General features: G+C 43.3%; 13 protein-coding genes. 12 read left to right on the top strand and 1 reads right to left on the bottom strand.

All coding sequences use genetic code 11. From position 1 onward, the window contains the following. Positions 1-40 precede the first annotated feature (40 nt). Complete coding sequence (locus AC3CH3_RS08260) at positions 41-1,837, bottom strand: ABC transporter ATP-binding protein (protein WP_488536929.1); 1,797 nt, start codon at positions 1,835-1,837, stop codon at positions 41-43. 89 nt (positions 1,838-1,926) lie between these two features. Here AC3CH3_RS08260 and AC3CH3_RS08255 point away from each other — a divergent pair, with 89 nt between their 5' ends. The 12 genes from AC3CH3_RS08255 (at position 1,927) to AC3CH3_RS08200 (ending at position 21,335) form a co-directional block, all read left to right on the top strand. Continuing rightward, positions 1,927-2,418, top strand: a complete 492-nt coding sequence (locus AC3CH3_RS08255; RefSeq protein ID WP_019823239.1) for a GAF domain-containing protein — start codon at positions 1,927-1,929, stop codon at positions 2,416-2,418. Positions 2,419-2,515: 97 nt separating this feature from the next. Then, complete coding sequence (gene proQ / locus AC3CH3_RS08250; protein ID WP_017057223.1) at positions 2,516-3,139, top strand: RNA chaperone ProQ; 624 nt, start codon at positions 2,516-2,518, stop codon at positions 3,137-3,139. 17 nt (positions 3,140-3,156) lie between these two features. Then, positions 3,157-5,151 (top strand): carboxy terminal-processing peptidase, encoded by a 1,995-nt coding sequence (gene prc, locus AC3CH3_RS08245; RefSeq protein WP_048612134.1) that lies wholly within the window; start codon positions 3,157-3,159, stop codon positions 5,149-5,151. 275 nt (positions 5,152-5,426) lie between these two features. Continuing rightward, positions 5,427-6,110, top strand: a complete 684-nt coding sequence (locus AC3CH3_RS08240) for a hypothetical protein (RefSeq protein WP_488536928.1) — start codon at positions 5,427-5,429, stop codon at positions 6,108-6,110. Between the two features lie 216 nt (positions 6,111-6,326). Continuing rightward, positions 6,327-8,933, top strand: coding sequence for an aminopeptidase N (gene pepN / locus AC3CH3_RS08235; protein ID WP_488536927.1), 2,607 nt, complete (start codon positions 6,327-6,329; stop codon positions 8,931-8,933). Between the two features lie 206 nt (positions 8,934-9,139). Beyond that, positions 9,140-9,358 carry a DUF2835 domain-containing protein gene (locus AC3CH3_RS08230; RefSeq protein ID WP_004733645.1) on the top strand — a complete coding sequence of 73 codons (219 nt, stop codon included), beginning with the start codon at positions 9,140-9,142 and terminating at the stop codon, positions 9,356-9,358. A gap of 228 nt (positions 9,359-9,586) precedes the next feature. Next, positions 9,587-14,428: an NAD-glutamate dehydrogenase gene (locus AC3CH3_RS08225; RefSeq protein WP_488536926.1), complete on the top strand. Its 4,842-nt coding sequence runs from the start codon at positions 9,587-9,589 to the stop codon at positions 14,426-14,428. A gap of 331 nt (positions 14,429-14,759) precedes the next feature. Further along, entirely contained in the window at positions 14,760-15,770 is a 1,011-nt protein-coding gene (gene pyrD / locus AC3CH3_RS08220) for a quinone-dependent dihydroorotate dehydrogenase (protein WP_017063847.1), read from the top strand. Positions 15,771-15,976: 206 nt separating this feature from the next. Continuing rightward, entirely contained in the window at positions 15,977-16,525 is a 549-nt protein-coding gene (locus tag AC3CH3_RS08215; protein ID WP_488536925.1) for a cell division protein ZapC, read from the top strand. A 509-nt stretch (positions 16,526-17,034) separates the two neighbouring features. Then, on the top strand, positions 17,035-19,155 hold the full coding sequence (gene rlmKL, locus AC3CH3_RS08210; protein WP_488536924.1) for a bifunctional 23S rRNA (guanine(2069)-N(7))-methyltransferase RlmK/23S rRNA (guanine(2445)-N(2))-methyltransferase RlmL: 2,121 nt from the start codon (positions 17,035-17,037) through the stop codon (positions 19,153-19,155). A gap of 67 nt (positions 19,156-19,222) precedes the next feature. Further along, complete coding sequence (locus AC3CH3_RS08205) at positions 19,223-19,441, top strand: glutaredoxin family protein (protein WP_017057231.1); 219 nt, start codon at positions 19,223-19,225, stop codon at positions 19,439-19,441. After that, positions 19,419-21,335, top strand: coding sequence for an ABC transporter ATP-binding protein (locus AC3CH3_RS08200; protein ID WP_108020679.1), 1,917 nt, complete (start codon positions 19,419-19,421; stop codon positions 21,333-21,335). The genes AC3CH3_RS08205 and AC3CH3_RS08200 overlap by 23 nt, the downstream gene beginning before the upstream one ends.

Below are 21,335 nucleotides of genomic sequence, written 5' to 3'. Positions count from 1 at the left end.
TAGGTTAGCTATCCGACTTAAAGACCCAGAGCCACAAACATCAGGCGTGCGATTGCACACTGCCGTAGAGTGTTTGATAGAGTCCTTGTTGTTCAACCAATTCACCATGTGTTCCCGTTTGTGTGACTTGTCCATCTTCTAAAACATAGATTAGATCGGCTTGTTTCACCGCTGATAATCGATGAGCCACTATCAAAGTTGTGCGATCTTTCAAAAACTCGCTCAACGCTTTATGCAGCGCTGACTCTGTTGCTGTATCGAGTGCAGATGTCGCTTCGTCAAGAATAACAAACTTAGGATTGCTCAGCACCATACGAGCTATTGCTAAGCGTTGTCGTTGACCGCCAGACAGTCGAACGCCATTCCTACCAATTTGGGTATCCAAGCCATTGCTGAGTTGCTTGATGACATCTTGCATTTGAGAAACTTCAAGCGCGCGCCACAACGACATTTCATCGTATTCAGCACCAAGGGTCAGATTATGCCTCAATGTATCGTTAAAGAGTATAGGTTGTTGTAAAACAACGGCAATTTGATTACGTATTACATCAAAGCTGATATCGTCGGTTGTTTCACCGTTATAGCGAATGTGCCCCGAGTCCGCTTGGTAAACCCCAATCAGCAACTGGATTAACGTAGATTTACCCCCACCACTCGCTCCCACCAACGCGACTTTCTTACCTGCAGGGATGTGCAGTGATAGCCTATTTAAAACAGTGTTTTCTAATGTGTAAGAGAATGTAACGTTTTCAATGTCGACTGTCACTTCTCGATCTTCATGAAACGGATTTACTTTGCTAATAGGGCGCCTCTCTTCTTCTAGTTGAAGAAGATCATTGATGCGTTGCAGTGCCGCCTTCGCACTATACCAAGAGAATTGAATCCCTAGCAGCTCTTGAACAGGGCCCAACATAAACCATAAGTAACCGAACACCGCAAAGATCTGACCGATGGTTAAGTCACTGAATAGCACCATTAACATCGCGACTGCGCGGAAAAGCTCAAAGCCTAATAGAAAGAGCAGAAACGAAACACGTCCAGCAGCTTCAGATTGCCATGCGTATTTATCGGCATCGATTCTTACTTGGTTCGCTTGAACCTTTAATTCATCTAGGAAGATTCGTTCTTTATTGGCAGCTCGTAGCTGATAAATGCCATCTAAGGTTTCCACCAAGCGATTCTGAAAGCGTTCGAAAGATTGGTTCTCGTACTTTTTAAGGTGCTTAACCTTGCTGCCTAGTTTACGAGAGAAATAAATAACAACAGGATTGACCAGTAGAATGAACAGTCCTAAACGCCACTCTAACCATAACAACACGATTGCGGTGCCAAACACGGTTAAGAAGCTGATGAGGAACTTAGACAGAGTCGAACCAATGAACTTATCTATCGTCTCTATGTCTGTTATCAGGTGGGCGTTGATACCACCGCTGCCTTTGGTTTCGTACTGTCTAATGCTAATGCGGCCAAGCTTATCTATCATCTTGCTTCGCATTTGATAGGTAATTGTTTTAGAGACGAGTGTAAATTGACGCCCTTGCAGAATGTTTAACGCTTGGCTAACGGTGCGCATGATAATCACTAACAGCAAAGTTAGTGCTATATAGCCAGTCGGTGTTTGTAACGATGATGGAAGTAGGTGGTTCATCATCTCTAAACCAGAAGCCGGCTTATCAAGTAATACTTCATCAACCATTAATGGCATGAGCAACGGGATAGGGACACTAATGAGAGTTGCAAATATGGCAATAATGTTAGCAAACAGTAATTTGGACTTGTGTTTTTTTACTTGAGTTATTAACCAAGAACGGCTAATAGTGTCTTTTGAATTGTTCATTGTAATGAGAATAAGTCCTATTTAGTTTGATGGCCGCATTCTACTGCGTTCTCTTGATAATGGAAGTCTCAATTTAATTGGAAGTTAATATGAAAATAGAACATTACCAACGCTTAACCAAACAAGCCGTTGCATTAATTGAATCAGAAACCGATCTAACTGCTAATCTTGCTAATATCAGTTCATTATTATTCATGGAGTTGGATGAACTGAATTGGGCGGGTTTCTATTTAATGAAGCAGGACCAAGCTAAGGAAAAAGACGAACTTGTACTGGGTCCTTTCCAAGGCCAACCTGCTTGTGTACGAATTCCTGTAGGGCGTGGTGTGTGTGGAACTGCGGTTGCGACGAATACAGTACAGCGCATTCATGATGTTCATGAGTTCGAAGGTCACATCGCATGTGACGCTGCAAGTAACTCCGAAATCGTTATTCCGTTCTCGATTGGCGGAAAAATCGCGGGCGTTCTTGATATCGATAGCCCAAATGTTGGTCGTTTTTCTCAAATTGACGAGGACGGATTAACATTTTTCATGGCAGAAGTGGAAAAGCTGCTTAATTCGCACGCGAACAAGGCATAAATTATTCTCTTACTGTGGTTTTTCCCAAGCATCTCTCTATAATACGTAAAAATATTTTCTTAATGCTCGCGGAAAACCGCAAAAACCAGGAACCCACATGGAAAACACTGAAAAGTTAAAAAACAGCAAAGAAGTTATCGCATATATTGCTGAATGTTTCCCTAAATGCTTTACTCTAGAAGGTGAAGCGAAGCCACTTAAAATTGGTATTTTTCAAGATCTTGCTGAACGTCTAAACGAAGACGAAAAAGTAAGTAAGACTCAGCTTCGTGCAGCGTTAAGACAGTACACATCATCATGGCGTTACCTGCACGGCGTAAAAGCTGGCGCAGAACGTGTTGACCTAGACGGCAACGCGTGTGGCACACTAGAAGAAGAGCACGTTGAGCACGCTAAAGCTACACTTGCAGAAAGCAAAGCGAAAGTTCAGGCTCGTCGTAAAGAACAAGCACAAAAAGCTCGTGAAGAAGGCAAAGCGAAACCTAAGGCGAAGAAAGCTCAACAGCCTCGTCGTCAAGCGCCTAAAGCACCAAAAGTAGAAAAGCCTGTAGAAACACGCGCTTTGAACGCTGACGAATTCATCGCTGGCAAAGAAGTAAATGTGAACATGGGTAAAGGAAACATGGCTGCGACCATTGTTGAAATCAATAAGGAAGATGTGCGTGTTCAGTTAGCAAACGGCCTACAAATGGTTGTTAAAGCGGAGCACTTGCGCGCTTAAAGGAGATACTCCTACGCATGAAATGCCGTTCAAAATTGACACTGATTGCTGCTAGCTTTTGGCTAGCAGCTTCAGCTCAGGCTCTCGAAGCCAAATTAGATCAGGACGATTTACCTCTACTCGCTCCTGAGGTCCAACACGAAACTGCTAGTAAACGTGTTACTTCTCGATTTACTCGTTCTCACTATAAACACTTCAATCTCAACGATGATTTCTCTCAAGCTATCTTTAATCGTTACTTAGAGATGCTGGATTATAATCGTAATATCTTCACTCAAGCTGATATTGACTCTTTCGCTGCGTCATCTACACAAATTGATGATCAACTGAAAGCGGGTAATAACCAGATTGCATTCGATGTTTATAATTTGTCCATGCAGAAGCGTTTTGAACGTTTTCAATATGCATTGTCTTTGCTAGATACAGAGATCAAGTTTGATACCGATGAAAGTATTGAGCTAAATCGTAGCGAAGCGGAATGGCCAAAAGATATCGCTGAAGTGAATGAGCTTTGGAGAAAACGCGTTAAATACGATGCGTTAAACCTAAAACTTACTGGTAAAGAGTGGCCAGAGATTCAAGAAGTTTTGGAAAAGCGCTACAACAATGCGATGAAGCGTATTACGCAATCGCACAACGAAGATGCTTTCCAAATCTACATGAACGCATTCGCGCGAGAAGTTGATCCGCACACCAGTTACCTTTCTCCAAGAAATGCAGAGCAATTCCAATCTGAGATGAATCTATCTCTAGAAGGTATTGGCGCTGTACTTCAGATGACAGACGACTATACCGTTATTCGATCTTTAGTTGCTGGTGGCCCTGCGTCAAATAGCAAACAATTGAGCGATGGCGACCGTATTGTTGGCGTTGGTCAAGATGGTGAAGAGATTGTTGATGTTATCGGCTGGCGTTTGGACGATGTAGTGCAATTAATTAAAGGACCGAAAGGGACTAAAGTTAAGCTACAGATCTTGCCAGACGGTAAAGATGCAAAAAGTCACGTTGTCACAATTGTACGCGATAAGATTCGTTTAGAAGACCGCGCTGTTAAATCAGAAGTGATCGAGAAAGACGGCAAGAAGATTGGTGTATTAGAAGTACCAAGTTTCTACGTTGGCCTTTCTAAAGATACCGATAAACTGATCACCGAGCTTAAAGAGCAAGGTGTTGAAGGTATTATTGTTGATCTGCGAAACAATGGCGGTGGTGCACTAACGGAAGCAACCGAGCTCTCTGGTTTATTTATCAAAGAGGGGCCTGTTGTTCAGGTTCGTGATAGCTACGGTCGTGTCAAAGTGAACAGCGATACTGATGGTGAAATCAGTTACCAAGGTCCGTTAACGGTATTGGTGAATCGCTACAGTGCTTCGGCATCTGAGATCTTTGCAGCAGCGATGCAGGATTACGGTCGTGCAATCATCCTAGGTGAAAACTCTTTCGGTAAAGGTACGGTACAACAACATCGTTCTTTGAATCATATCTATGATTTGTTCGATAAAGAGTTGGGCTACGTTCAATACACAATCCAGAAATTCTACCGAATCAATGGTGGCAGTACGCAAAACAAAGGTGTAGTACCTGATATTGCTTACCCAACGCCAATTGACCCGGCAGATACTGGTGAAAGTGTTGAAGACAATGCTCTACCTTGGGACAGCATTGATAAAGCAAATTACTCAGTGTTACAGCGTAACGATGAGCAAATTGCTGCTTTAACAGCTCAACACCAAGCTCGTATTGCGACAGATATGGAATTTGGCTTTATCGCGCAAGATATTGAAAAATATAAGGCAGATAAAGACGATAACGACCTTTCTTTGAATGAAAAGGTACGTCAGCAAGAGAGCGATGATGCGGATGCGCTTCGTCTAGATCGTATTAATCAACGTCAAAAAGCCGCTAAGTTAGAGGCGTTTAAAACGTTGGATGATATTCCTAAAGACTATGAAGCCCCGGATGCTTATCTTGATGAGTCTGTTGCTATCATGCTGGATATGATCAAGAAATAGAGCAAGCGCCTGTTAAAAGGTGATTGTTTCAAGACGCAAAATTTAAAAAGCGAGCCTAGGCTCGCTTTTTTTGTGTCTATGATTTGACAGAAATATCTGATTGTAACCGTTTAGGTTGGCGCAAATAGCACTCAATATTCAGGGTAATTTAGCTCTGTTTTGTGTTGAATAATGACACTTAAGTTACTTCGCACTTAAAATTTAGTGACTTGGATCATATTTTTTCGCTTTCTAATCATTACGTGCCTAAGCTTAAAGAAAACGAGGGGGCGCGTATGAAATGGATTCTACTAATTTTATCTTGTTTAAGTTTTGTTGCTTTTGGGAGCGAGGTCGCTTCTAGCAGCCAACAATCAAAAAGTGATAGTAATCTATCTCATTTTGACCTTCCTCTGTTGCTTGGTGATTGGTATTTGATGAATCCAGATCCTGAGCAAGGTACTGAAAACTTTAGAGCAATCAAACTTACTCTCGATTCAAATTACTCATTCACTATCGATATCCAAAAGAAAGACTACAGTGTGGATCATTGGGAAGGTTTGTATAACGCCAATGAAGACACGATTATTTTGGGTTTGAATACTTCTGAGCCTCAGGTTTACGCGTACAGTAGTAATCATAATATGCTGAATCTTAACGGTGTTATGTTCACCAAAGCCTTGCCCAACGCCCTAGCTGGAATTTGGTCAAGCGCTGAATTGTCTGGAAGCGATTTGCGTGCGAGTAACATTCAAAAAATGGATTTAGTGCTTCAACCTGATTTTATCTTCATGTTCCGAGTGTCCGATGAAGAAGGGGGTGAAGTGATTCGTCGCGGTGTGTATTACACTGAGGGCGACCAATTAGTACTACTTTATGAGAACGGCGAACACGGTACTCGTTACACATTGAACAGTGATGTTTTGACGCTTCAAGGTGAAGAAGGAGACATGCTCGCGGTGCTTAATCGCATACGTTAAGGACGAGTTTAGCCATAAAATCGGCTCGTTGAAAATACGGCACACAGTTCATTTCTTAGCCGTTCCTTTCTGATTTGATTGATAAAATAGCAAAACATGGAGGCATTTTCCTACAATTCCTCCTTTTTTTAATATTCCCCTTGTGTTCTCGGCGCTCAACCTTTAGATATATACAGTTAACAAATAATTACGTATAACGATCAAAAGGAACCCGTCATGGCACATACACCTCAAGCCAAGTATCGTAAAGATTATCAATCACCATCTCACACTATTTCTGAAATCGATCTTACTTTCGATTTGTACGATTCAGCATCCATCGTTACGGCGGTGTCTAGTGTTAAGCAAGAGAAAGATAGCTCGACCTTAGTACTTGATGGTGAAGGCTTGAAGCTGGTTTCTGTTCTGGTAGAAGGTAAAGAGTGGACTCAGTATGAGCAGTCTGAAACTCAACTGACACTGAACGATCTACCACAAGAATTCACATTAACGATCGTGACTGAAGTCGATCCTGAAGGGAACAGTGCACTTGAAGGCCTGTACAAATCGGGTGGTGCTTTCTGTACTCAATGTGAAGCGGAAGGTTTCCGTCGTATCACTTACTACATGGATCGCCCAGACGTATTGGCAAAATTCACCACCACGGTTATCGCAGACAAAGCAGAAAATCCATTCTTATTAAGTAATGGTAACCGTGTTGATGAAGGTGAAGCTGAAAATGGACGTCACTGGGTGAAGTGGCAAGACCCACACCCAAAACCTGCTTACTTGTTTGCACTTGTTGCTGGTGACTTTGATGTACTTCGTGATGCTTATACTACGCAATCGGGTCGTAACGTTGACCTAGAAATCTTTGTCGACAAAGGCAACCTAGACAGAGCTAACCACGCGATGGTTTCTTTGATTAACTCAATGAAGTGGGATGAAGAGCGTTTCAACTTAGAGTACGACTTAGACATCTACATGATTGTAGCCGTTGATTTCTTCAACATGGGTGCGATGGAAAACAAAGGTCTGAACGTATTCAACTCTAAGTTTGTTCTCGCGAACGACCAAACTGCTACGGATACCGATTACCTAGGCATCGAAGCGGTAATCGGTCACGAATATTTCCATAACTGGACCGGTAACCGAGTGACTTGTCGCGATTGGTTCCAGCTGAGCTTGAAAGAAGGCTTAACCGTATTCCGCGATCAAGAGTTCTCATCTGATCTTGGCTCTCGCGCAGTAAACCGAATCAACAATGTTCGTATTATTCGCGGGCCACAATTCGCTGAAGACGCAAGTCCGATGTCTCACCCAATTCGTCCAGAAAAAGTGATAGAAATGAATAACTTCTACACATTGACCGTTTACGAAAAGGGCAGCGAAGTGATCCGAATGATCCACACATTGTTGGGTGAAGACGGTTTCCAAAAAGGCATGAAGCTTTACTTTGAACGTCATGATGGCACGGCTGCAACATGTGAAGACTTCGTCGCGGCAATGGAAGATGCATCTGGCGTTGACCTATCTCAGTTCCGCTTATGGTACAGCCAGTCTGGTACGCCGACGCTGTCTGTTGAAAGTCATTACGATGCAGAAAACAAACAATACACGTTAACAACTCGCCAAGTAACGGCACCAACGCATGAGCAAACTGAAAAGCAGGCTTTGCATATCCCTCTGGATATCGAGCTGTACACGGCTTCAGGTGATGTTGTTGAGTTACAATGTAACGGAAAGCCAGTTAATAACGTATTAGATGTCAAAGAAGCGGAACAAACCTTCGTGTTTGAAAACGTTTCTGAACAACCAATCCCATCACTACTTCGTGAATTCTCTGCGCCAGTGAAATTGGAGTACGACTATTCAGATGAAGAGCTTATCTTCTTGATGGTGAATGCGCGCAATGAGTTCTCTCGTTGGGATGCTGGTCAAATGCTATTGGCTAAGTATATTCGCAGCAACGTTGAGAAGGTTCAACAGGGTCAAGCATTTGAGCTTTCTGATTCTGTTGTTGATGCATTCCGTGGCGTACTGCTGAGTGATTCACTAGAGCCTGCGTTTATCGCAGAAATGCTTTCACTGCCAAGCCATAATGAAGTATCAGGTTGGTACGAGCGTGTTGATATTGATGCGGTTGCATCTGTTCTTAACTCAATGAAAGTAACATTAGCCGCTGAACTTGAAGACGAGTTAGCTGCGGTTTATCACAGCAATGCTCTCACTGAATACACAATCGATCACGATTCGATTGGTAAGCGCACTTTACGTAAAGTTTGCCTAAGTTACTTAGCGCACACAGAACAGGGTAACGATTTGGTTGTTGCAATGTACCAACAAGCAAACAACATGACCGATACAATGGCAGCAATGGGTGCGGCAAACAGTGCGCAACTACCATGTCGTGAAACCTTGATGGCGGATTACAGCGACAAGTGGAAACACGATGGTCTTGTTATGGATAAGTGGTTTGCTCTACAAGGTACAAACCCAAGTTCCAATGCTCTTGAAGTGATCAAAGCATCGATGTCACATCAAGCGTTTAGTTTGAAGAACCCGAATCGAACTCGTAACTTGGTTGGTTCATTCTTAAACATGAACCCGGTACAGTTCCATGACAAGTCAGGTCAGGGCTATGAGTTTGCTGGCGAGATCTTGCGTGAGCTTAACAGCAGTAACCCGCAAGTTGCTTCACGTCTGATTGACCCGCTTCTTAAATTCCGTAAGTACGATGATGAACGCCAAGCTCTGATCAAACAGGAACTTGAGACATTGAAGAACATGGATAACTTAGCAAAAGACCTATTCGAGAAAGTAACGAAAGCACTAGAAGCTTAAGTTAAACGTTCTCAAGGTTAACGGTTTACTAATAAACTGTTTGCCATAACGAAAAGTCATCAGTGGTAGAGAATATCTGCCACTGATTTTTTGTTTCTGGTTCATCGAATTTTCGATAAGCTAGAGAAGTTTTCAAGCTAAGTTTCACAGTCAGACATCGTTAAGTGCCAAAAAACACTGGCACTGTGTTTTTATACAGGTATCGTATGAATCGCTATATTTTCCAACTTAACATCTCATATCAGCAGTTTTTGGCCAGTTATTCTGGTGCGGCAAGTAAAGTTCAAGTGATAACAACAACAGGTTTACGTTTACAGTTACCTGCAACTCGATTCAGGCCATTTCTTACACAAATAGGGGTTAGAGGGCAGTTTAGGCTGACAACTGACCAAAAAAATAAGTTTATTAAGTTGGAAGCTCTGTAAACCTTGGCGTGCCTAGTGAGTTAAAAGGAATCTTAATCACATAATCAAACATTTCACCTCTTACCACCTCCAAAACAATTAACTATTTTTCAATAATGCTTTTACAATAAATGAATGCATTACCTTTGCTTAACTCGTTAGTAGAAAAGCGCTCAACGGCACGTTTCAAACACCAGATTAAGTGATCCCCCTAATAATAAAATATAATTCTAATTGTGGAGTGTGACTATGACCGCACGTGAAACTGTGGTTCCAGTTTTACTTGAAAAAGTTTACAAGCTGATTCAAGACAAACTTGACCTTGCTCATCGACCTCTCGTAACTCAACTTGCTCAACACTTGTTTAGTAACGTTTCTCACGACGATCTGACTCAGAGAAACGAATCCGATTTATATGGTGCTGTAGTTAGCTTATGGCATCACATCAATGAAAAGAAAGCCGACGAAATCTCTGTACGCGTTTTCAACCCGACGGTAAGTCGTCAAGGCTGGCAGTCTACTCATACTATCGTTGAGATAGTCGTTCCAGACAGTCCGTTCCTTGTTGATTCTGTAAAAATGGCACTTACTCGCCTAGACCTTTCTTCTCACCTTATGCTTCATAACCCAACACAAATCTCTCGCTCAGATAAGGGCAGTGTTGTCGGTGTTAGCAATAACGAAGGTGCATTCCAATCGCTTTTCCATATCGAAGTAGACCGTCTTAGCAGTAAAGCTGAAATGACAGCTCTTAAAACGGAGCTACTGGATATCTTTACCGATACTAGCTTAGTTGTGAACGATTGGTTGAAGATGGTTGAAAGACTTGAAGAAGTAACCAATCAAGTAGAAAAGCAAAAAGAGAGCATTCCTGTAGATGGCCAACGTTTTGATGAAACGTTGGCGTTTCTTCGTTGGTTAGGTGAACACAACTTTACATTCATGGGTTATAAGGAATATGACCTAGTTTCAGTTAACGGCGACACTGAACTGCAACCGACCAAGGAGCAAGGTCTTGGTTTGTTTGCGAACTCAGATCGTGTACGTAACGTTAAGCTATCTGAGTTTTCTGATTCGGCACGTCTTGAAGCGAAAAAGCCTTATGTGCTTATCGTAACCAAGGGCAACACGGCTTCACGCATTCACCGCCCAGCTTACAACGATTACATTGGTATTAAGAAGTTCGATAAGAACGGTAAGGTCATTGGTGAGCACCGCTTTACTGGTCTTTACACATCTGCCGTTTATAACCAAACCGTTGAAACGATTCCTCTTGTTCGCGAGAAAGTAGAACGTATTTTGGATGCGAGTGGTTACCGTGAAGGTTCATACTCTTACAAAGCGCTGCACAACATTCTTGAAAACTACCCACGTGATGAACTGCTGCAAGCTCGAGAAGAAGAGCTACTAGAAGTCGGTACGGGCGTAGTACAAATGCAAGATCGCGATCTTCTGCGTTTGTTTGTTCGCAAAGACCCGTTTGGTCGTTTCTTTAGCTGCATGGTTTACGTAACAAAAGATCGTTACAACACTGAGCTTCGTCGCCAAACACAGCGCATCTTGAAACAGTACTTTGGTTGTGAAGAAGAGGTTGAATTTACAACGTACTTCTCTGAAAGTCCGCTAGCAAGAACGCACTATATTGTTCGTGTTGATAACAACAACATGGATGTGGACGTGAAAACAATTGAGCAAAATTTAATGGAAGTATCGTCTACGTGGGATGACCGCCTGTCTGAATCAATCATTGCAAACTTCGGTGAGAGCAAAGGCCTTCCATTGTCGAAAGAGTATATGCGTGCATTCCCACGTTCGTACAAAGAAGACATGATGCCAGGTTCGGCTGTTGCTGATATCGAGCGTTTGGAAGCACTAAGTGAAGACAATAAACTGGGTATGCTTTTCTACCGTCCTCAAGAAGAAGCGGCAGATTCAAAAGCCGTTCGTTTGAAGTTGTTCTACCACAGCGATGAGCCAATTCACCTTTCTGATGTTATGCCAATGCTTGAAAACTTTGGCCTACGCGTTATCGGTGAATCTCCATATGAAGTGCGTAAAACCAACGGTGTGACCTATTGGATCCTTGATTTCTCTATGCTGCACAAGAGCGATAAGACCATTGATCTTCGTGAAGCTCGCGATCTTTTCCAACAAGCCTTTGCGGCAATCTGGGCGGGTGAGTTAGACAGCGATGGTTTCAACCGCTTAGTACTTGGCGCTGGTCTTTCTGGCCGTGAAATCTCAATCTTACGTGCTTATGCTCGTTACATGCGTCAAGTTGGTTTCCCATTCAGCCAACAATACATTGAAGACACATTGTCTCATTACCCAGAATTAGCGAAAGGGCTAGTGAGCCTATTCGGCAAGCGTTTTGCCCCGAAACTGAAGGGCAGCGTAAAAGGCCAACAAGATCTTATTAAGAAGATCACTGAACAGTTGGATCATGTAGAGAGCTTGGATGATGATCGTATCATTCGTCGCTACATGGAAATGATCACTGCAACGCTTCGTACTAACTACTACCAAGTAGACGAGAATAAGCAGTCTAAACCTTGGTTGGCTCTGAAAATGAGACCAAGCGAGATTCCAGATATCCCTGCGCCGGTTCCTGCGTTTGAGATCTTCGTTTACGCACCAGACATTGAAGGTGTGCATTTACGTGGCGGTAAAGTAGCACGCGGTGGTTTACGTTGGTCAGACCGTCAAGAGGACTTCCGTACTGAGATTCTAGGCCTAGTTAAAGCGCAACAAGTTAAGAACACGGTTATCGTACCGGTTGGTGCTAAAGGTGGTTTCGTTTGTAAGCGTCAACACATGATGTCTGGGCGAGACGAGATCTTTGCTGAAGGTCAACGTTGTTACAAGCGCTTCATCCGTGCATTGCTAGACGTTTCAGACAACATCATTGAAGGTGAGGTTATCCCACCTAAGAAGGTTGTTCGTCACGATGAAGATGACCCATACTTGGTTGTTGCAGCCGATAAAGGCACCGCGACATTCTCAGATCTAGCGAACTCAGTAGCTGAAGAGTACAACTTCTGGCTAGGTGATGCGTTTGCATCGGGTGGCTCTAACGGTTACGACCACAAAGCCATGGGTATCACGGCGAAAGGTGGCTGGGAATCGGTTAAACGTCACTTCCGCGAAATGGGTATCAACTGTCAAAGCACAGACTTCACTGCAATTGGTGTAGGTGATATGGCAGGCGACGTATTTGGTAACGGTATGTTGCTATCTAAGCACATTCGCTTACAAGCTGCGTTTAACCACATGCACATCTTCATTGACCCGAATCCAGAGTCGGCATCAAGCTGGGTAGAGCGTGACCGTTTGTTTAATCTGCCTCGCTCAAGCTGGGAAGATTACAATAAAGATCTTATTTCTCAAGGTGGTGGCATCTTCTCTCGTCGAGCGAAGTCTATCTCTTTAACACCTGAAATTCAGAAAATGCTGGGCACCAAGAAAGCATCAATGGCACCCAATGACTTGATCAAAGCGATCTTGTCTATGAAGGTTGATCTACTTTGGAACGGCGGTATTGGTACTTACGTTAAGTCTTCTAGTGAGACTCATACCGATGTGGGTGACCGTGCAAATGACGTGCTACGTATCGACGGCCGTGACCTGAAAGCTAAGGTTGTTGGTGAAGGCGGTAACTTGGGTATGACTCAATTGGGTCGTATTGAATACGCTCTAACGGGCGGTCGAGTTAATACTGACTTTGTCGATAACGTTGGTGGTGTAGATTGCTCGGATAACGAAGTTAACATTAAGATCTTCTTGAATGGCTTAGTGTCTAATGGTGACCTAACCGTTAAGCAACGTAACCAAGTTCTTGAATCTATGGAAGACGAAGTAGGCGAGATTGTACTAGATGACGCATACTGCCAAGCTGAGTCTATCTCTGTTACTGAGCATCAAGGTGTAGGCTTAGTGAAAGAGCAAATCCGCTTTATCCACACAATGGAAAAAGCAGGGTACTTAGACCGTGGTTTGGAATACATACCAGATGATGAAACGCTGCTAGAGCGTGAGAAGCAGGGCCAAGCACTAACAAGACCTGAGCTATCAGTATTGATCGCTTACGGTAAAATGGTTCTAAAAGAAGACCTTGTGAGTGATGACATTGCGAATGATGAGTTCCATGCTCAACAACTGATGCAGTACTTCCCAACAGAGTTACGCCGTAACTACTCTCAGCACATGGATAACCATCCACTTCGTGCAGAGATCATTGCGACTGCGCTTGCTAACCAAATGGTTAACGAGATGGGCTGTAACTTCGTGACTCGCTTGCAAGAAGAGACGGGCGCGAACATTGTTGATATTGCGAATGCTTACGCGGCATCACGTGAAATCTACGGCCTGGGTAAGGTATTAAAGAGCATCCGTGAACTGGACAACATCTCAAGTTCTGAAGCTCAATACGAATTGCTTTACCATGTACGTCGTACGCTTCGTCGTCTAGCACGCTGGTTGCTAAGAAATCGTACCGGTAAACAGTCAGTGAATGCATTGATTGAGCTTTACCAAGGTGATGTCGTTGCGATTACTGAAAAGCTGGATGAAAACCTAGTGGCTTCAGAAGTAGAAGAGCATCAAGCAATGGCTCAACTTTGGATTGACCAAGGTGTAAACGCTGAGCTGGCTAACTCAGTGGCTCGTTTGTCTAGCCTGTACTCAGCACTGGATATATCCACAGTGGCTCGTGAAACAGGTAAAACTGTACAACAAGCGTCTAAGCTTTACTTCAATCTAGGCGACCGTTTGTCACTGCACTGGTTCTTGAAACAAATCAATGGCCAAGCTGTAGACAACAACTGGCAAGCACTGGCGCGTGCAGCATTCAGAGAAGATCTGGATTGGCAGCAACGTCAGTTAACTGGCCAAGTACTTAACTGTGGTTGTGCTTCAGACATCGATGTGATTAAAGCGCTTGATGACTGGATGGAAAGTAACTCTGTTTCTCTACATCGTTGGGAAAGCATCTTAAACGAATTCAAAGTGGGTTCTGTTCATGAGTTTGCTAAGTTCTCAGTAGCACTGCGTGAATTGATGCTGTTGAATCTAAACTGCATGTCGAAAGACTAGTCACTAGATAAGACGAAAAAGTATAAGGGCAGGCCACAAGGTCTGCCTTTTTTCTTTTCGGTAAAGTCGAAACAATGGGACTAACGATTTTTGAAGAACCAACTTCGACGCACACGTTGTTTGTTGTTAAGCGAGCTGGTGGTTGTAATAGGGCTGAGATTAGAAATGGCTTAATAACCTGAAGAAACGATAACGTTTGCTTAATAATGAACCTCATTCGTTAGCAAACTCGATTATCTTACCCTTACAGGCAGTAATAGATTGAATAGTTGGATAAATAAGTAAATAATATCGCCCCGTTTACACGGGGCTTTTTTCTATCGGAGGCACAATGCTTTACCGTCTAGCCAGAACTGGCTTTTTCCAACTTGATGCCGAAAAGGCACATGATCTTGCAATTCAAAATTTCAAACGCTTCACAGGCACACCTATTGATCTTTTGTATCGCCAACAATTACCTCACCGACCTGTAGAGTGCATGGGTCTTACTTTTAAAAACCCAGTTGGCTTAGCTGCTGGCCTAGATAAAAACGGCGAATGTATTGATGCATTTGGCGCAATGGGTTTTGGTTTCGTTGAAGTAGGAACGGTGACTCCACGTCCGCAAGCGGGTAACGACAAACCTCGTTTATTCCGTCTTGTTGAAGCTGAAGGTATCATCAACCGCATGGGCTTTAACAACCTAGGCGTCGACAACCTTGTTGAGAATGTTAAGAAGTCGAACTACGATGGTATCTTAGGCATTAACATCGGTAAGAACAAAGACACACCAATTGAAAAGGGCGCTGAAGATTACTTGATCTGTATGGAGAAGGTATATCAATACGCTGGTTACATTGCTGTGAACATCTCTTCACCAAACACTCCAGGACTTCGTTCTCTACAATACGGCGAAGCTCTAGACGATCTATTGTCTGAACTTAAAACGAAACAATCTGAACTGGAAGAGAAGCATGGTAAATATGTGCCTCTTGCTCTTAAGATTGCTCCGGATCTAAGCGACGACGAAATTCGCCAAATTTGTGAGTCATTGATCAAAAATAAGATCGATGGTGTGATCGCAACAAACACAACATTGGATCGTTCAATCGTTGAAGGCATGAAACATTGCGATGAAGCGGGTGGCCTAAGTGGACGTCCTGTTCAATCTCGTAGTACTGAAGTAGTTCGTAAACTTCACGAAGAGCTGGGTGACAAACTGCCGATCATTGGAGTAGGTGGTGTTGACTCGTATGTTGCTGCAAAAGAGAAAATGATGGCGGGCGCGAAGCTTGTACAGGTTTACTCTGGTTTCATCTACAAAGGCCCAGGCCTAGTTGGCGACATCGTTAAAAATCTATAAGCTGAAAATTGCTTTTATTTTTGAAAAGCGACAATCTGGCATCGTCTTACTAAAAGAGACACTGTAACTCACTGAGTTGTAGAGAAAAGCGATAAGAAAGAGGAATTCATTTCCTCTTTTTTTTTGCCTATTGCTCAGTAAAATTACTGTAATTGAAGGTAATTTTGCGTTTTACCTAATGGAATGGTTCAACAGTGTGAGACGAAATGATGCTTAAACCTAGCGATACATGGAGTTGGTATTACGATGAGCAGCAATGTTCATTAATGCTAAACCTCGGAGAGGATATGATTTTCAAAACGAATCTGGTCCGCAATAAGCTGGTGGACTGCGCGTTTAGAGATAATGAATTCACCGTTGATGACGCATCTTCATACCAAACCTTCAAAGAACAAATTTCTGGCTTAGAACTGTCTGAGCCTCGTCAAGCTGAACTCGCGCTTTATTGTGTAGCAGCAAAGCGCTTCCATAAGCCTGTACAGCCTAAGAGTTGGTTCTTCGACTCACAAGGTACAAGCCATGAACACCCTCAAGAGGGGGACATAGTACAAATGAGTAACGAGCATAGCTTAGGTTACTTCATCGTACTAGAAGTGGGAGAGTGTGCGAGCCTTTGTGCATTTGTCGACCTAGAAGAGTTTCTGCTTACACCTTCAAAAGGGTTACGCTTTGGCGACTCGATTAAGGTCATGCACGATAGAATGATAGACGCGAACGCTATTCTTCATCAAACGCACATTGCGATGGTCGGTTAGCCTTCTATTTAGTCCATCATTTCTCACACACATCGCAACGCGTGAACCTGTCAAACCTTCCCCAAAATCGGCTCAATAGCCGATTTTTTTGTGCCTAAAAAACCTCATCCTGATAAATACATCACTGCCTAACCATTTAAATAGTGAACTTACGACTATTTTTTCGCCTTAATTTCTGCCTGTTTTCATCACTAGAAGTGTAATTTGCCCATCTTTATTCCCTGTTTTTGCCTATTTGTAGCTAACTTTCACCCATAAATCCCTCTTGGTATATACCAATTTTGGGGTGAATATAAATTCACACTGTCGCTTTGAGCGGTATTGGGTCATGAATCGTGTTGGATTGATAAGTCTTATGTTCTAAGGGGGGGGTGGGTAAGCGATCGCTTCAAGGCTGTGCGTTTGCTAGCCAGTTAGAAGAAAGATTCAATGAAAAGACGAGTTTAGTGTGATGCTCTAGTAACAAATTCAGGTATAATCGAGCTCATTTTTATCAATAAAAGAACACTATGAATCAATATCTAGCGGTTACCTCAAATGGCCTTGAGAATTTATTAGTTGAAGAACTAACCCAACTAGGGATTACAAACGCAAAACCTGTTCAAGCAGGTGTTAAATTCAAAGCCACCAATGAGCAAATTTATCGTTGTTGTTTGTGGAGCCGTTTGGCTTCTCGATTTGTACGTGTCCTTTCTGAATTTACTTGTATGGACGACATGGATTTGTACCTATCAACCACTGCGGTTAACTGGGTAAACCAATTCCATAGTTCAAAGCGTTTTGTTGTTGACTTCAATGGTACGAACAACGAAATCCGCAACAGCCAATACGGTGCGATGAAAGTAAAAGATGCCGTTGTCGATTGCTTCGAGAAGAAGTCTCTACCTCGTCCTTCTATCAACAAAGAGAACCCAGACATTCGTATCCACGTTCGTCTACACCGTGACAAAGCGATTCTTGGTGTTGATATGGTAGGTAGCGGTCTGCATCAACGTGGTTACCGTCCAGAATCTGGTCGTGCACCTTTGCGTGAAACGCTTGCTGCAGCGATTCTTCTTCGTAGTGGTTGGGATGCGACTAAGCCTTTCCTAGACCCAATGTGTGGTTCAGGTACGTTAGTGATTGAAGCGGCAATGATGGCTGCGAACATGGCTCCAGGTGTTAAACGCCAGAAGTGGTGTTTTGAATCACTAGAAGATTTCGAACCAGAGCTTTGGGCTGAAGTTAAAGCTGAAGCGAACGTTCAAGGTCGTCGTGGCGTTAAGAAAGTAGAATGTAAGTTCTATGGTTATGATAATGATGAGCGCATGATCAAAACAGCACGTGACAATGCTCGTCGTGCTGGTGTTGAAGAGTTGATTGAATTCGAAGTAGGTGACGCTGCAAAGCTTAAACGACCTACAGAATTTGCTGATGGTGTGATTGTTTCTAACCCACCTTATGGTGAACGTTTAGGTACAGAGCCTGGCCTAATTGCACTGTACACGGCATTCGGCGCACAGCTTAAAGCTGAATTTGGCGGTTGTAACGCGTCTATCTTCTCTAGTTCAGACGAACTACTTAGCTGCTTACGCATGCGTGCAGACAAACAGTTCAAATTGAATAATGGTGCGTTACCGTGTCACCAAAAAAATTACTCAATTTCAGATCGTCCGATGTCAGAACGTCCAGCGGGCGAGCAAGAACAGCTGATTGCTCCTGACTTTGCAAACCGTCTTAAAAAGAACATCGGTAAAATTGGCAAGTGGGCTAAGAAAGAGCAATTAGATTGTTACCGTATCTACGATGCAGACTTACCAGAATACAATGTAGCGATTGACGTATACCCAGGTCACCTTGTGATTCAAGAATACGCAGCGCCTAAAGATGTACCGGAAGAGAAGGCAAAACGTCGCTTAACCGATATCATCCGTGCTTCTATCCAAGTAACAGGCGTTGAAGCAAACAACGTTGTGCTTAAGGTTCGTCAGAAGCAGAAAGGCCGTTCTCAATACCAGAAGATGGCTCAAGACTCATCTAACCTAGAAGTGAACGAATACGGCGTTAAGCTGATTGTTAATCTTCATGATTACTTAGATACAGGCTTGTTCCTAGATCATAAGATCACTCGTCGTCGTATCGGTGAGATGGCTGCAGGTAAAGATTTCCTAAACCTGTTCGCTTACACAGGTAGTGCCTCTGTTCATGCTGCTGTCGGTGGCGCTCGTTCTACAACAACGGTTGATATGTCTAATACCTACCTTGAGTGGGCAAAACAGAACATGGAGCTTAATGGCCGTGTTGGTCGTCAACATCAGTTTGTGCAAGCTGACTGCTTACAGTGGTTGGTTAAAGAGCAGGGTTCTTACGACCTGATCTTTATTGATCCACCTACGTTCTCAAACTCTAAACGTATGGATCAATCTTTCGATGTTCAACGTGATCACATTCAGTTGATGGAAAACCTTAAGCGTCTTCTTCGTGAAGAAGGCACGATTGTGTTCTCTAACAACAAACGTCACTTTAAAATGGATCTAGAAGGTCTAGAAGCGTTAGGTCTTAAGGCTCAGAATATCTCTGCTAAGACACTTCCATTAGACTTCTCTCGCAATAAGCACATTCATAACTGCTGGTTGATTACACATAAGTAATTAAGAGATTGTATAAGGATATAGCGTGCTGACTCTCTACAGTACAGAAGGGTGCCATCTATGTGAGATGGCATTCCAACTCACGGAACAGTTAAATATTAGCCATCACGTCAACGTTGTCGACATTGCATTCGATGATGAGCTCTTTTCCCGTTACGGGGTCACTATTCCGGTGCTCAAATTTGAAAGCTCTGATCTTTCTCAAAGCTCAGAGCTTAACTGGCCATTTGGCTTGTTAGAACTTAATGATTGGTTAAAGAAGAATGGCATTACTTACAATTCATAATGGGCAATTAGCGTTTGGCGATCACCCGTTATTAGATCGTGCGGATTTCGCACTGCAAGAAAACGAACGTGTGTGTTTAGTAGGGCGCAATGGTGCTGGTAAGTCTACGTTGATGAAAATCCTGTCTGGGAACATCATCATGGACGACGGCAAGATGCAAATCACACAAGATGTGGTTGTATCTCGTCTTGAGCAAGATCCACCGCGTAATGAGCAAGGTACCGTTTATGATTACGTTGCTGGTGGCCTAGCGGAAATCGGTGAACAGCTGAAGATCTATCATGATCTTCTGGATCTCATCGGTACTGACCCTAGTGAAAAGAATCTAAATCGTCTTACTCGTGTTCAAGAGCAACTGGATCATGCGAATGCATGGCGCTTTGAAGATCGCGTAAGCAACGTATTGGCTGCACTTAAGCTGACAGCTGAAACAAAGCTGACTGATTTATCTGGTGGTTGGCAACGTAAAGCGGCGCTTGCTCGTGCACTTGTGTGTGACCCTGACGTGCTTCTACTAGACGAACCGACTAACCACCTGGACGTTGCAACCATTGAATGGTTAGAAGGCTTCCTGAAAGACTTCCGTGGTTCCATCATCTTTATCTCGCACGACCGTGCGTTTATTAAGTCGATGGCAACACGTATCGTCGATCTTGATCGCGGTAAGTTGAGCTCTTTCCCAGGTGATTACGAAAACTACCTAGTTGAAAAAGAAGAAGCGCTTCGTGTTGAAGAGATGCAGAACGCTGAATTTGATAAAAAGCTCGCTCAGGAAGAAGTATGGATTCGTCAGGGTATTAAAGCTCGTCGAACTCGTAACGAAGGCCGTGTACGTGCGCTTAAGAAGCTACGTGAAGAACGCTTGAACCGTCGTGAAGTACAAGGCAAAGCCGTTATCCAAATCGACGATGGCCAGCGTTCAGGCAAGATTGTATTTGAAGCTGAGAACATTAACTTTGGCTTCGAAGGCAAAGAGATTGTTAAAGACTTCAGCTTCAACATTATGCGTGGCGATCGTATCGCTCTGATTGGTCCTAACGGTTGTGGTAAGAGTACGGTGCTCAAGCTGCTTCTTGACCAGCTTAAGCCTGATTCAGGTCGTCTGCATTGCGGTACTAAACTTGAAGTGGCTTACTTCGACCAATACCGTGAAATCCTTGACCCTGAGAAGTCTGTAATTGATAACCTAGCGGATGGTAAGCAAGAAGTCACTGTAGGCGGCCGTGAGCGTCATGCACTAAGCTACTTACAAGATTTCTTATTCTCTCCAAAACGTGCTCGTACTCCTGTTAAAGCACTATCTGGTGGTGAGAAAAACCGCCTGTTATTAGCTCGTATCTTCCTTAAGTCGAACAACTTATTGATTCTCGATGAGCCAACCAACGATCTAGATATCGAAACTTTGGAACTTTTAGAAGATTTGCTTGCCAACTATCAGGGTACGCTTCTTTTAGTGAGCCACGATCGTCAGTTTGTTGATAACACAGTTATGACAAGTTGGATCTTCGAAGGTAACGGTGTGATTGAAGAATTTGTTGGCGGCTATCACGATGCTCAGCAGCAAAGAAAGCAAGCATTAGAGTACCGACAGGTTGAAAAGCCATCAAAGCCTGAGAAAGTAGTTGAGGAAACTCCCAAAACTGCGCCAGTTAAGGCTAAACCTAAGAAGTTATCGTATAAGCTACAACGAGAACTAGAAGCGCTACCAATGCGTTTGGAAGAATTGGAAACTCAAATTGAAACTCTTCAGGAAGAAGTCAACGATCCAAGCTTCTTTTCAAAATCTGTAGAGCAGACACAACCAGTATTAGATAAGCTATCTGCAGCAGAGCAGGAGCTTGAAGTTGCTTTTGAGCGCTGGGAAGAGCTCGAGGCACTACAACAGGAAAGTTAA

The organism is Vibrio sp. QJM3NY_35 (assembly GCF_057785915.1).
Note: the sequence above shows the minus strand (reverse complement) of the source record. Positions and strands in the feature narration are given on the sequence as shown.

What these genes read in the sequence shown, in the direction of transcription:
- AC3CH3_RS08255 (WP_019823239.1), top strand. Translation starts at nt 1,927, where the DNA reads ATGAAAATAGAACATTACCAACGCTTAACCAAACAAGCCGTTGCATTA.
- AC3CH3_RS08225 (WP_488536926.1), top strand. Translation starts at nt 9,587, where the DNA reads ATGACCGCACGTGAAACTGTGGTTCCAGTTTTACTTGAAAAAGTTTAC.
- AC3CH3_RS08240 (WP_488536928.1), top strand. Translation starts at nt 5,427, where the DNA reads ATGAAATGGATTCTACTAATTTTATCTTGTTTAAGTTTTGTTGCTTTT.
- AC3CH3_RS08230 (WP_004733645.1), top strand. Translation starts at nt 9,140, where the DNA reads ATGAATCGCTATATTTTCCAACTTAACATCTCATATCAGCAGTTTTTG.
- AC3CH3_RS08200 (WP_108020679.1), top strand. Translation starts at nt 19,419, where the DNA reads ATGGCATTACTTACAATTCATAATGGGCAATTAGCGTTTGGCGATCAC.
- pyrD (WP_017063847.1), top strand. Translation starts at nt 14,760, where the DNA reads ATGCTTTACCGTCTAGCCAGAACTGGCTTTTTCCAACTTGATGCCGAA.
- AC3CH3_RS08205 (WP_017057231.1), top strand. Translation starts at nt 19,223, where the DNA reads ATGGCATTCCAACTCACGGAACAGTTAAATATTAGCCATCACGTCAAC.
- AC3CH3_RS08260 (WP_488536929.1), bottom strand. Translation starts at nt 1,837, where the DNA reads ATGAACAATTCAAAAGACACTATTAGCCGTTCTTGGTTAATAACTCAA.
- prc (WP_048612134.1), top strand. Translation starts at nt 3,157, where the DNA reads ATGAAATGCCGTTCAAAATTGACACTGATTGCTGCTAGCTTTTGGCTA.
- rlmKL (WP_488536924.1), top strand. Translation starts at nt 17,035, where the DNA reads ATGAATCAATATCTAGCGGTTACCTCAAATGGCCTTGAGAATTTATTA.
- AC3CH3_RS08215 (WP_488536925.1), top strand. Translation starts at nt 15,977, where the DNA reads ATGATGCTTAAACCTAGCGATACATGGAGTTGGTATTACGATGAGCAG.
- pepN (WP_488536927.1), top strand. Translation starts at nt 6,327, where the DNA reads ATGGCACATACACCTCAAGCCAAGTATCGTAAAGATTATCAATCACCA.
- proQ (WP_017057223.1), top strand. Translation starts at nt 2,516, where the DNA reads ATGGAAAACACTGAAAAGTTAAAAAACAGCAAAGAAGTTATCGCATAT.